9 protein-coding genes are annotated in these 13129 nt (G+C 42.4%); 3 read left to right on the forward strand and 6 right to left on the reverse strand.

The genetic code is table 11. The features are described 5' to 3' along the window. Positions 1-91: 91 nt before the first annotated feature. Positions 92-1072 carry a chemotaxis protein gene (locus tag R8O11_RS17620; RefSeq protein ID WP_258497561.1) on the reverse strand — a complete coding sequence of 327 codons (981 nt, stop codon included), beginning with the start codon at positions 1070-1072 and terminating at the stop codon, positions 92-94. A 683-nt stretch (positions 1073-1755) separates the two neighbouring features. Here R8O11_RS17620 and R8O11_RS17625 point away from each other — a divergent pair. After that, positions 1756-2364, forward strand: coding sequence for a response regulator transcription factor (locus R8O11_RS17625; protein ID WP_253657643.1), 609 nt, complete (start codon positions 1756-1758; stop codon positions 2362-2364). Here the strand turns inward: R8O11_RS17625 and R8O11_RS17630 are convergent. The 5 genes from R8O11_RS17630 to R8O11_RS17650 all read right to left on the reverse strand — a co-directional run bounded on the left by R8O11_RS17630 (position 2361) and on the right by R8O11_RS17650 (position 10190). Next, positions 2361-3248, reverse strand: a complete 888-nt coding sequence (locus R8O11_RS17630) for a LysR family transcriptional regulator (RefSeq protein WP_033906494.1) — start codon at positions 3246-3248, stop codon at positions 2361-2363. The genes R8O11_RS17625 and R8O11_RS17630 overlap by 4 nt on opposite strands. Before the next feature lie 157 nt (positions 3249-3405). Continuing rightward, entirely contained in the window at positions 3406-4776 is a 1371-nt protein-coding gene (locus R8O11_RS17635; protein WP_053307630.1) for a GGDEF domain-containing protein, read from the reverse strand. Positions 4777-4785: 9 nt separating this feature from the next. Beyond that, positions 4786-5382, reverse strand: a complete 597-nt coding sequence (locus R8O11_RS17640) for a response regulator transcription factor (protein WP_017635347.1) — start codon at positions 5380-5382, stop codon at positions 4786-4788. Further along, positions 5375-6541, reverse strand: a complete 1167-nt coding sequence (locus R8O11_RS17645) for an EAL domain-containing response regulator (protein WP_318194304.1) — start codon at positions 6539-6541, stop codon at positions 5375-5377. Before R8O11_RS17645 ends, R8O11_RS17640 begins: the two co-directional genes overlap by 8 nt. Continuing rightward, positions 6525-10190: an ATP-binding protein gene (locus R8O11_RS17650; RefSeq protein ID WP_318194305.1), complete on the reverse strand. Its 3666-nt coding sequence runs from the start codon at positions 10188-10190 to the stop codon at positions 6525-6527. The genes R8O11_RS17645 and R8O11_RS17650 overlap by 17 nt, the downstream gene beginning before the upstream one ends. A gap of 447 nt (positions 10191-10637) precedes the next feature. On the opposite strand from R8O11_RS17650, the gene ylqF reads away from it, so the two are divergent. Both ylqF and cqsA read left to right on the forward strand, forming a co-directional pair. Then, positions 10638-11582: a ribosome biogenesis GTPase YlqF gene (gene ylqF, locus R8O11_RS17655; RefSeq protein ID WP_005376521.1), complete on the forward strand. Its 945-nt coding sequence runs from the start codon at positions 10638-10640 to the stop codon at positions 11580-11582. 337 nt (positions 11583-11919) lie between these two features. Then, positions 11920-13101: an alpha-hydroxyketone-type quorum-sensing autoinducer synthase gene (cqsA, locus tag R8O11_RS17660; RefSeq protein WP_005376522.1), complete on the forward strand. Its 1182-nt coding sequence runs from the start codon at positions 11920-11922 to the stop codon at positions 13099-13101. Positions 13102-13129 lie beyond the last annotated feature (28 nt).

Here is a 13129-nt window from a genome sequence, read left to right on the forward strand (position 1 = left end):
CTTTAAAATACAAAACGCCCGATGAAGTACATCGAGCGTTTTAGTTAAAAAGTGTCAACCCATATCAGGACGGGTCAATCTGATCGGTTTTTTACGCAAAGTTAAACACGTATTTATCCATCATATTCACCATGCGGCCAATCTCTGGCTTGGTAATCGTATCATTTGCGCCAAGAGATAGTGCTTTCGCTCGGTTATCCTCACTCATCAATGACGAGAACATAATGATCGGCATTTCATGAAACGCTTCGGTACCGCGTAGTCTCTTCACTAAGTGCATACCATCCATTCGAGGCATTTCTACGTCCGTAACCACCGCATCTAATAGCTCTTTAACTGGCAAGTTTTCTTCTTTCGCAACCTCGATCAAGCTCATCAACTTCTCATGCGCCTCACCACCGTCTTTACATGTGATCACATTGTAGCCTGAAGAAGCTAATGTATCTTGGATCAAAGAGCGAATAAATGCTGAGTCATCCACCACCATGATCGTTTTAGCATTACGCTTACCGACCATTCTCTGGTTGAGATCCACCGACTTGTCCCCTTTCACATCGTATTTTTCCATACTCAGTTCTGGGTTGATGTCTGCGATGATTTTTTCAAAGTCGAGAATCATGATCAGGTTGCCTTCTTTACGGACAACGGCTACTACACAATCTTGTTCGCCCGCTTCCAAAAACTGACTTGGTGATTCCACATCATTCCAAGAGATGCGATGAATACGCGAAATGCTGTCAATTAAGAAGCCGTTGGTCATTTTGTTGAAATCCGTAACGATTACAAACTTGCGCTCCAGATTTTGTCGTGTTGGCACACCTAACCAACCAGCTAAATCCACTAAAGGCGTCAGTACATCTCTGGATGAGAACACACCAATCATATGAGGTTGTGCGTTTGGATAATCGGTTGTTTCTGGCACGCGAATCACTTCTCGTACTTTCGCAACGTTAATGCCGTAATAACAAGTTTTTGTGCTGCCATCTGGCAATGTTTTTTCTAAATGAAACTCGATGATTTCAAGCTCATTGGTACCACTTTCTGTCAAAATGGTGCTGGTTACGTTACTCATAAAGCCAATTATCCAACCAAAAATACGCATCAGAAAAGTTTGATGCAAACGCCATGAGAAGCCGTTCTCTGGCTAAAAATCCAAAAGTCCTTTTTAGTCGTTACAACAAAATTTGTAAACCATCAAAAGGACGGCTAACGCACATTTCCATACCAAACCATGTAAAATTGTCTCATTTTTGAACACGACATTATGAGTGGCCAAAGTGCGAATTAACACCTCCACTTTTAGCGGCAGAGTCAATGAAAAGTTTAGAAATAATTTGAAGTAATGTTCAGCGTCAATAGCCAAACCTATCTAACAGATATCATTACAAAGTTGGCTAGCGTGCTCATGCCTGGTGTAGAACACGCTCTCTTCAAGTGGCTTGGTATAAAACTGCGCTTGCTAACACACGGGTTTAAATCGAAGCGCTAGAAACATCACAAGAAAATCTGAAGGCGTAGAACACTGAAAGAGCACTTTCAGTTTGTTAATTTTTTGTCAGCGTAAGTTTTAAGCAATTATCCTATCACTAGGTATTTCAATACCTGACATCGCTATTCCCATAATCAAGACACTGATTTTCACTTTTGGAAAGAGTCATTTTCCTTCCTCTTAGCAAGGTTTTTCCTACAATCCTATTCATCCAATTGCGCTGTCGCCTGACAGCACACTAGTTGATGTATTAGGTGAGGTTCACTTTGAATAATGTTCTTATTATCGACGCTCAACCATTGTATAGCGAAGCACTTGCTTCTCTAGTTGAATCTGTAATCAACGCAGCTGAAGTGATTCAAACCACTGACAGTGCGGAAGTGATGGATCTTGTTCGAGGCCAACAGATTGATTTGATTATTTTAGACGTAGTGCTTGGCGACCGCGATGGTATGCGTTTAGCCAAAAACATTTTAGCGACGGGATATCGTGGCCGACTGTTATTTGTTTCTTCACGTGACTACTCGAGTCTTTCTAAAGCCGCGTACGAAATGGGCGCAAACGGCTTCTTAAGCAAACATGAAACAAGAGAGACCATTATTGACGCAATTGTGAGTGTTTCACGCGGTTACTCAATGTTTAAGTCGACTCACACACCATCGTCGGGTAACGTAACACTTTCAAATCGCGAAGCCATGGTGTTCCATTATCTTGTACAAGGCTACTCAAATAAGAAGATTTCTGAACAACTTTCACTCAGCGCTAAAACAATCAGCACCTACAAAACGCGTATTCTGAAAAAGTACCATGCGGACACGTTGATTGAACTTCTGCATACTATCCCTCAGTCAGAAAACATTGAGTTTTGCCGCTAAGCGCTCATGTATTTTGCAATAGCACCGATTAACAACTGGTGCATTGCATCATGTCTTAAGCTTTGCTTCACCTGTACAACCACTTTTGGCCAGCCATCTGGGTAAAAATGCTCTGGCACTCTTATAAATTTATATCCATCAATTGGCGCCTGATATTCAAGTAACACGGTTGCGGCGCTTTTTTGCTTAATTAGCTTCAATACGCTGCTTACGTTGTCTAGAGCCGCAATACGGTTGATGACCATACCGTGGCTTTCCATTGCACGCTTAACGAGCTGCTCTTTCTCTTTCCAACCGATAATCTCTAACATGATAAAGGGAAGTTTGGCCGCTTCTTCCAGGGTGGTAATTCCCAGCTCTTCAGGGACAACTACCACAGCAGGCGCATAGCCGATGAACTTCTGATAAACAGATTTCGGAACATCCTCGTTGAAGTAATGTAACTGCGCATCCACTTTGCCTAGGATTATCTCTTCTATCGTATACTCTGTAATCGTTGCTATCGAAATGTGCGCCTTGGGAAACAGCACCATTAAATCCATTGCAAGTAAATGCCCAAATGAGTATTGAGCGGTTTGCGGTAAACAAATGGTGATGTCTTTTTCGTAATTTTCCGGTTCAAACTCATCTCTAATTAGACAAGTTTCAAGCTTCTCGAGTGCATCGGAAATTTTAGGTAATTGACGTTTTAAATAGTCCGTCGGTTCCATGTGATGAGGATGCCGAATAAACAATTCATCGTTTAGCTGGAGTCGCAATCGGGCAAGGTATTTGCTAATTGACGCTTCACTCTTCCCCATCGCTTTCGCAACGGGCTTGAGCTGACGGTGCTTATCCAGTAAGACAAGTATTTTAAGTAAGTTTAAGTCGAGATCTTTGTTCACGTGCGACACCAGATGTAAGGTCGAGAATAAATAGAGCAATCACTATTTGTTGACTGCTCTAATATAAAAGACCACTCATTCTGTTTGGTCAAATTAATCAAACAGTTATGTCATGGTTATGTTCCGTAACTTAACATTGAGTCAATACCAGACCTGCTTAATGGGACTTTTGTCTGTGTTTTTTCATCTCATAGAGATCTTCATCTGCACGTACAATAACGTCCTGAAGCGTTTCGTGTAATTCATTCGCCGCGATACCAGTACTCACACTAACCTCGATATCCAAGGTCTTTAGTCGGTTATCTTTAACGACACTACGAAGCTTCTTCGCCAATATTGAAGATTGACTGATACTGCAACCCGGCAGAATCGCAACAAACTCATCACCACCAGTTCGAACTAGATAATCACTATTTCGAAACACTTTAGACATAGCATCAGCAATAATTCCAATAACTTCGTCCCCTACATGGTGACCGTAATGGTCATTGATTCGCTTGATCCTATCGCCATCTATTGCAATGACGGAATATGGCGCGGTTTCCAAACGACGTTTGAACTCGCTATCTTGAAAAACTCTGCGGTTAAACAATCCCGTTAAATCATCTTTCGTCACGTTCGTCAGTGCTTTCGCGAGGCGAAGTTGGCTCTCTTTAGATTCATAAGCTTTGTTGTAATACGCTAAGGTTACGAAAAAGAAGATGATAAACAAGAACACGTAATCCAATACAATTTTGCTGAATGGGTACATGTAAACGATAAGATTGTTGTTGTCTGCGACATATGATTGGGTGTACGCGAATGATGGAAAGGGGTAGCCAGCGAAATAAATCACCATTTGTTTGTTCCCATTCGCTATTTGAACATCCACCGCTTTCCCATCATTATAAAGCGGCGAGAGGTATAATTGTTCCGAGAACTCTCCCACTAACTCACCTTGAAAGTAAACCGGACTCATGATGCTTATCGCCATGTCATCGGAGTATGTCGTTTTAAATGGTAGGGAAAACAATACCCGGTCCGTTAGTTGCTCTTTCCACGCGGCTAACACACAAGAATAGTTACTTTTACACCAATCAACATCAAATGTGGCTTTCACTCCCTCTAGCGCTTCAATCGGTCTCTCTAAGATGAGTTTGTTTCCAGTATAAGAACGAAAATACATAACGGCATTTTGTCGATTGAACGCATTTGATAAATACGCTTCAGCCTGATGAAGCGATTTCCGTGCAACAGCTTCAACGTAATTAAGTTTTTCATAACGTGACAGGGAGTAAATCGCATCTTGAAAGCTCAGCTCTGTTTGCGCTTCTACTTCACTCACGCTCATGCCTTTGTATTGCTCGAGCTGCGCTTCCGTCAATAGCCCCATGAGAATTACTTTTTGTTTTATTTTGGCTAAATTATTCGCGTAAGTGTTGAACTGCTTTACTTCATAAGAAATTAACACCGCACCAATCATTGTGACAGAAGTGACGAATAGTAATGTTGCGATGAAAAGAGACAACGCGATACTTTTAAGTGTCATGATGCGGTCTTACGCCCCCGCCACTCTTGTTAGCTCAACAATGTTCTTTACGTTAAATTTATCCAATAGACGACGTTTGTATGTGCTGACTGTTTTGTCACTTATTGATAGCACTGAAGCGATTTCTCGATTGGACTTTCCTTGTAATAAATACTTCATTACTGCGCTTTCTCTGCTTGAAAGTTGTGGCATTTCTCGAACGCTATTAACAACTTGCTTAAATTTGAAGAAGGTATACCCCTTCTCTACCGCTTCTATCGCGTCTTTAAGAATGTCGTGATTTTCCGATTTACACACATAGCCATCAGCGCCAGAACGAAAAGCCATTTGGCTGTACATTTGGCTAGTTTCAGCGGAGAAGAAAATGACTTTGCCTTCATAACCATGGGATTTGATACGTTTGTAGAAATCAAACCCATCGCAATCTGCCAAGTTCACATCTAAGATCAACAGTTGAATTTCTTCCTTTTTCAATATTTGTAATGCCATCTTCGCTGATGTTGCAGTAAATACCCCATTTGTTTTCCCTAACTCTTCCAACAACGACTTGATTGCAACACAAACGAGAGGATGATCGTCAAAGATCAAGTAATTCAATTTATTCATATCTTTCATTTAGTATGGTTATGGCTTCTAGTGGCATGGGTTTATCAATGTAGAAGCCTTGGCAAAGATCAATCCCATACTCACGTATCGCTTGCAGTGTGACTTCGTCTTCAATACCTTCCGCGACCAGTCGTATATTCAAACTTTTCGCTAACGCGCAAATAGCAACAACGATGTTGCGTTTTTTGATGTCGCATTCGACACCTTGTACAAACGAACGATCGATTTTTAACTCGTTGAATGGCAGTTGAGCCAGTTTTTCAAACGTTGATGAACCCGTGCCAAAATCATCTATTGAGACAGTGACACCGTTCATCCTCAACTTGAGTAAATTCTTGTACAGGGACGCGCTAGTCTGAAATGTATCTCGCTCTGTAATTTCAATGGTGATTTGTGATGGGTCAATCTCGCTCTCTAAACATTGCTGTAAAAAGTAATGAGAGAACGCCGTATCTTCTAAATTTTCATGGTCTACATTGATGGATACGTTTTGCGTCAATCCGCGGTGTTTCATGTCATAGATAACATTACTCAATACAGCTTGAAACAACTCTCCAGAAAGGCGGCAACGCTCTACAATTGGCAAAAAATAATGAGGGGGTAACACACCATAAATAGGATGATTCCAACGCGCGAGCGCTTCATACCCAAGCACTTCCCCACTTTGCACATCGACTAAAGGCTGGTAATAATTTTTCACTCGCCCTTCAGCCAGAGCAAACAGGAATTCTTGATCTTCCACTTCAATAGGTTGAGCAAAGCTGACTTGTTTCGCTTTTTCATCTTTTATTTTACCCAACAAATCAACGACTTCATTTTCATCGTATGGCTTAGGCAGCTTCCCTAATACTTCAAAGCTAAATCCCTCGCACATGGCTCTTACCGCAGAAATAATGGTCAATTCCATTGCACTGACCAGTACAACTTGCCCCTGGTACTGGACTTTATCGAGCATTTCCATCATATCGATGCCGTCTTTTCCGGGCATTTGGATATCACAAAAAATTACGTCAAAATGTTGTTCCTGCACACTCTGAATAGCGGCATTCACACAGTTAAAAGGGATGACTTGCGCGCAATAGCGATCCAATATTTGCGTAAGTATTGTGGTTTGTAGCGGATGGTCATCAATCACCATCACATTAAATTGTGTATTCATTTGTCTCTACCCAATAGTTTATGTTTTCGATCTCCTGCTCGATTCGTAAAATTAGCTCCGCTGTTCGCCTGTCAAACTCCGCAGCAGTAACTCGTTCTGCCTCAATGCAAAGCTCAGTCAGCATGCTTACCCCTATCGCCCCAACCGCTCCTTTGATGCCATGAATGACCCGTTTTTTGTCTCGCTCAGTCGATGCGGCGTTTAAGTTTTTTATATCTGTAGACATTGATTGACTAAACACGCGCGCAATCTCTTTTGCGTCCTGTGCTTTGAACCGTTTAATCCAGCCGGGCAGCCTACCCCTCTCTTTTTCGCCAATAAATGGAATCAAAACGGTTTTTAATTGATTAAGGTCATAGGGCTTGTAGAGCACATCATCAATGCCGATATCCTGTGTACGTTCAATGGCAAGACGAGCATCTTCTGCTGTCACACCGATGATTGGAATTGCTTTAAATTCGGAGTTTTTCACGTGCCTAACAAGCTCATAGCCATCCATTTCTGGCATACGAAAATCGGTCAGCAGCAACACAACGTTTTCATCTTGGTTGATGTATTCCCATGCTTCGCGGCCGTTATTCACAATGACAGGTTCGATTCCAAGTTCATGAAGCTGCATTGCTATCACACTTTGGTTAATGGGATTATCTTCTGCGACCAGTACCGTGCCGAGAACCCAAGAAACCACTTCTTGATTTGCGTCACTAAGCTTGGTTTCTTGCTGCGTTTGGCTGAGCAAATTGAACAATGTATCTGGATATTGAAGCTCTCTTAGCGTAAGACTGCCAAGTACCCTTTGTTCGTCACGCAGCATTAGGCCATTAAAACTGGCATCGCTGTCGTGTATAGGGTGAAGGTTCGCCACCATTGTTTTTAACGTCGCTGGACGCATTTTCCACGCGTCACACCACTGGCGAATATTAAGTGGTAAGCTCTCGCTATACGTCCAGTTCAAACAAACGTCTGGCTCAGAGTCGCAATGCTCAATTGGCAGTTTGACGGTAATCGTCGTGCCTAAGCCAAATTGTGAATCGATGCAGAGCACGCCGCCCATGCAGTCGATCAATCGGTCAACAATGCTCAGCCCCAATCCAGTGCCGCCATATTTACGCGTAATAGTGTCATCCGCTTGAACAAAAGGATTGAGAATACCTTCGAGTTGGTCATCCGTCATGCCGATACCTGAATCCGCCACTTTCAAAATAAGCTGCTTTTCATGAAGAATGACACTGATTCCAACCTCGCCTTCCGCAGTGAATTTCACCGCATTGGAGAGTAGATTGGTGGTAATTTGCACCAATCGCAGCGCGTCGATTTCAATGAAAGCATTCGAAAATGGTTTGATTGTCACTTTGTAATCCAAACCTTTCGCGAGCGCTCGTGGTTCAAAGCTTCGAAACACATCGCACAAGGTTTTAAGCAAGTCGGTCTTAACTGGGGCGACGGTTAAGTGCCCTGCCTCTAACTTTGAATAATCCAGTACTTCGTCTACTAGCGTATTCAAATGATTGAGCGAGCGTATGGCTTGGGCAATTAACTCGCGATTTGAATCTGCCGTCACTTGGCGATTTAGCAAATCGAGGATGCCGTGTGCTGCCGACAATGGCGTTCTTAATTCGTGACTCATGGTTGCCAAAAAGTTTTCGCGCGCACGTACCGCGGTTTGCGCTTCTTTTTGCGCATCGATTAACGCCTGCTCACGTTCTTTTTGCTGGGTAATATCTTGAATAACAGTCAGTACAAACTTGTTCTTACCGCTAGGAGAAGCGATGACTTTGCGTTCTCGATATACATGTTTAATATCAAGTTCACAGCCCGACGAGGCAACCTCTTCTGAGATACGCTTTCCAGCAATAACAGTGGTTAGTTCATCAAAATTATTCACCAGAGGAGCGTGCGCAGAATCACTTTTCAACTTACATTGTTGGCACTGTTTACTGTTGTAGTTGGCACAATTGCTCATCTCCATATGGTTATTTTCACTATGGATAAAAACCAAGCTATTGATCTCTTTGATGATGTCCATCAGCCATTGCTTTTCCGCTTCCTCATTGTCAGCATTAAATTCGGCTAACCTCACTTTAAGTCGCATGTGAGATAAGATGAAATACGCCGCAATTAACATGAGACAGAATATGAATGAACCAGCAACAACAAATGTAGCGATCTGCTCCGCGTCATAGCCATAAGTCAGTTTGAAGCTTCGGTGAGAACGCAGCAGTTTTTCGATCTCGTTAGAATCAATGGTTTCGATGATGCTGTTCAACATGTGTTGAAGTTGTGTATTGTGGTTTGCAACCGCAAATGCATTAGAGAACGTCAAAACGTCCTCCGCATTGATCACCAAGCCATCGACTTGATCTTGTGCAATCATGTTGTGAACGATGTCGTCAGGAATGTAAGCCACATCCAAAACGCCCGATTTCAAATCGGTAAGCAGCTTTTTCAAATCATCATAATGATCAACTTGGCCTTGTTGCCAAGTGCCCAAATGAACTAACCCTTGCTTTTTCAAAGTGAGCAGAATACCCGCTTCTTTCAGTGCAGATTTATCGCGCTTGCTCTGCTCCGTTTGGATAGCCACGTAATTACTGTGCATGAATGGTTTAGTGAACAACCAATCTGACTTAGGTAGCTCACCCACATAAGATATGGGGACTATATCGGCATCAAATGCCGTTAATCCATTAGAAAGGCTCGACGTCGGCTTCACATACTTAAAGCTCAAGCCAGTACGAGACTGCAATAAGTCGACAAAATCTGGAAAGAAGCCATCTAACTCGCCCGTTTGCGAATCTCGGTAGAGAAACGGATAAGCTTCGTCACTGCTGCTGTAAGTTATCACTAGTTTGTTTTGATGATTACGTCGGTAATCTACCAATAACTTATCACTGATATGGTAAGGATTTTTCGAGGCGACGGAGCGAATGTTTTTTCCATTTTGCTCCCACTGAAGGATTTTGTTGATGTCATCGATCAGACTTTGTTTGTCCAACGAAGCGATAAAACTCACCTCTTCGTTTTTCAACCAACTGGGAATATCGACAACCCCTTTTACAATGTCATTCAAATCCAAATATTGGGTAATACCAACATAAGTGTAAATCAGCGCGTTCGCTTTACCTCGCTTAACTTCATTAAACGCCTCTAAACGTGTTTTAACGTAATGTATCTTATCGATACCGCGTTCAGTGAGGTTGTCACAATATACACTGCCCTCAACACACACCCATTTAAGATCACGCGCATCACTATCTCGGTAAGTGGCATTCCGATACCAAACAGCGATAGTGCTCGAAAAAAAAGGCATCGAAAACAAGAAACGCTTTTCTCTTGCTGCTGTTTTACTAAATCCAACCGCACCATCAATCTTCTTGCTTTCGACATCCGCAAGTAAAGACGGAATATGCTTGTAAGTCCGAAGTTCTAACTCATAATCCAAAGCTTTAGTAATGTTAGACAAATACTCAAGACTAATTCCGTACGAAGGACCAACGCTACCGTCAAACGAGTCTTTAGCTTCGTCTTGCGCAATAACACCAACGATGACCTTCGGTTTAGGACTCTGTTTGGCAGTTGAGCAAAAAGAACTCGCTAAAAAAATTAAGGCGACGGACGATACCGTAATACTTCTAAGAATACTGAGCATGACTGCTTCCTCTGAATGGAAGCTCAGACTAGTTTTTGTCAGATAAAAGTCAAACTTAGCTCAATAGTGAAATAAAAATAACACTCTGATATAAAAGTAAAAAACCAAAATTCGTCAGAACAATCTGACAACACAATCCACCTTTGACTACACAGCGTTTGCGTTCGGTCTCTCACCCAGACGGATATTCACTGCGAGTCGGTATACATAAGGGATGTGTGCTTTTAGGTTTGCACGCCATAGCTTTTTACTTTCATCTTGAATGATTCATCATCATTCCATGATAAACTTGCGTATTAACATGAAAGAAAGCTCAACTCCGCGGTTTCGAGCAGCTTGAAGTAAACACAGTTTTAGAAAATGCGTTCTAGTATTGTATTACTCAAGACTCACATTGCTACTTTTACAACCGCTGGAGCATTAGAAAAATTAAGGTATTAAATTCAAATGGTTAATAACTCAATCCAGTGGTTTCCTGGCCACATGCACAAAGCACGTAAAGAGATCGAAGAAGCAATCCCTCAAGTGGATGTGATCATCGAAGTACTGGATGCTCGTATTCCTTTCAGTAGTGAAAACCCTTTGATTTCTCAAATCCGTGGTGACAAACCTGTCGTTAAAGTTTTGAACAAACGTGATTTGGCCGATCCAGAATTAACTCAACTGTGGATTGAGCACTTGGAGCAAGAGCAACATGTAAAAGCAATGGCGATCACGACTTCTGAACCACAAGAAGTGCATCGAATCATGGAGCTTTGCCGCAAACTTGCCCCACACCGAGAAGAAATTGGTAAAAACATTCGCACCATGATCATGGGCATCCCAAACGTTGGAAAGTCGACGATCATTAACACCCTCGCAGGTCGAACAATCGCTGTAACAGGTAACCAACCCGCGGTTACACGTCGTCAACAACGTATCAACCTGCAAAATGGCATCGTATTATCTGATACTCCAGGAATTTTATGGCCAAAAGTGGAAAATCCACACAGTGGCTTCCGCCTTGCGGCTACTGGCGCGGTAAAAGATACAGCGATGGAATATGACGAAGTCGCATTCTATACCATTGAATACCTAGCAGCTCATTATGCAGACAAGCTTAAAGAGCGTTATCAAATTGAAGAGCTTCCAGAATCAGATATCGAGATCATGGAAGAAATTGGTCGTCGCCGCGGTGCACTACGTGCAGGTGGACGTGTTGACTTGCACAAAGTATCAGAGATCTTATTGCACGAACTTCGTCAAGGCACTTTGGGCCAAATTACATTAGAACGCCCAGAAATGATCACTCAAGAACTGATTGAAGTCGAGATTGAAACCGCCCGTAAAGAAGAAGAGAAAGCGAAGCGTAAAGAAGAGCGTCGTAAGCGCTATTTACGTAATAAGCGATAAGCTTGTCTCTTATCTACTCATGTTTCAAGGCGCGATTTTCGCGCCTTTTTTGTTATCTAATGCGCCCATTTTTTTCACTTTTCAAACTTTATATTCCTCATCCAAAATCCCAGATATGAAGCACGAAAAAACACCGAAAAATCGCCGTATAAACTTTAAGCACAAACTAGTTTAGACCCCGGGCCCCTATAGAGTTACAGCCACCATCCAACCCTCAAATGTCGAGTTTGCAAGGGTCTGCAAACTTATGCAACCTGGTTAGTGACACTCTCCCCAAAATCCGCAATATGAATAAGTGTCAGCGCTGGCGTTTTTCCATATGAAGAAGAGATTTATTATGAGTGAAACTATACAAAGCAAACCACTTCCCTCCTTTATCGAGGAACGCCTAGATTTTTATATTCAAGATCTAATCGAACCAAATGAGAACAAAAAACACCTTGTTCTTGGTAAACGCCCACCGTGTAATGCCGTCGTCCTGCAAAGCAATGATTACCTTGCACTGTCTCATAATAAGGAGATTCAAAACGCGCATCGTGATGCGATTTCCCAGCACGATGACAACGTCGTGATGTCCGCGATTTTCTTACAAGATGATGAATCGAAACCTGCATTTGAAACGCAACTAGCCAGTTTCGTTGGTATGCCTAGTTGTCTACTTTCTCAATCTGGTTGGGCTGCGAATGTCGGTTTATTGCAGACTATTTGTGCACCGAACATACCTGTGTACATTGATTTCTTTGCACATATGTCTTTGTGGGAAGGCGCACGTATTGCCGGAGCACAAATTCATCCGTTCATGCATAACAACACCAGTCACCTAAGAAAACAAATTTCACGTCACGGTTCAGGGATCATTGTTGTGGATTCGGTTTACAGCACTATCGGGACCATCGCTCCTCTACGTGATATCTACGAAATAGCACAGGAGTTTGACTGCGGCCTGGTTGTAGATGAATCACACTCTTTAGGTACACATGGTCCACAAGGTGCGGGGATACTGCAGGGTCTTGGCTTAACTCATAAGGTAGATTTTATTACCGTTAGTCTTGCCAAGACATTTGCTTATCGTGCTGGCGCGATTTTAGGCCCAGAAAAACTGGCGAAGACGCTTCCGTTTGTGGCGTACCCTGCAATATTTAGTTCTACCGTATTACCGCAAGAGATCATTCGGCTAGAGAAAACACTGGACGTCATAAGAAAATCAGATGATAAGCGAGATATTCTGTTTGAAAGAGCCAAGTCTTTAGCCGTTGGTTTAAAACGCATTGGATTTACTATTCGCAGTGAATCACAAATTATCTCATTAGAATGCGGCAACGAGAGAAACACTGAGCGAGTCCGCGATTTTCTCGAAGAGCGAAATGTTTACGGCGCAGTGTTTTGCCGCCCTGCAACTGGAAGGAACAAAAACATCATCCGTTTTTCAGTCAATGCCGACATGACAGCTGCTGAAGTTGATCATGTACTCACTGTCTGCCAACAAGCATTTGCACACCCTGACTTAGAGTTTGTATAAGTTAGTGTGTAGATAAAACTAAAGAGCT

The sequence above is a fragment of the Vibrio sp. 1288 genome, from assembly GCF_033344475.1.

Bases quoted from the DNA above. Each gene is read 5' to 3' on its own strand.
- ylqF (WP_005376521.1), top strand. From the start codon at position 10,638: ATGGTTAATAACTCAATCCAGTGGTTTCCTGGCCACATGCACAAAGCA.
- R8O11_RS17650 (WP_318194305.1), bottom strand. From the start codon at position 10,190: ATGCTCAGTATTCTTAGAAGTATTACGGTATCGTCCGTCGCCTTAATT.
- R8O11_RS17645 (WP_318194304.1), bottom strand. From the start codon at position 6,541: ATGAATACACAATTTAATGTGATGGTGATTGATGACCATCCGCTACAA.
- R8O11_RS17635 (WP_053307630.1), bottom strand. From the start codon at position 4,776: ATGACACTTAAAAGTATCGCGTTGTCTCTTTTCATCGCAACATTACTA.
- R8O11_RS17620 (WP_258497561.1), bottom strand. From the start codon at position 1,072: ATGAGTAACGTAACCAGCACCATTTTGACAGAAAGTGGTACCAATGAG.
- R8O11_RS17640 (WP_017635347.1), bottom strand. From the start codon at position 5,382: ATGAATAAATTGAATTACTTGATCTTTGACGATCATCCTCTCGTTTGT.
- cqsA (WP_005376522.1), top strand. From the start codon at position 11,920: ATGAGTGAAACTATACAAAGCAAACCACTTCCCTCCTTTATCGAGGAA.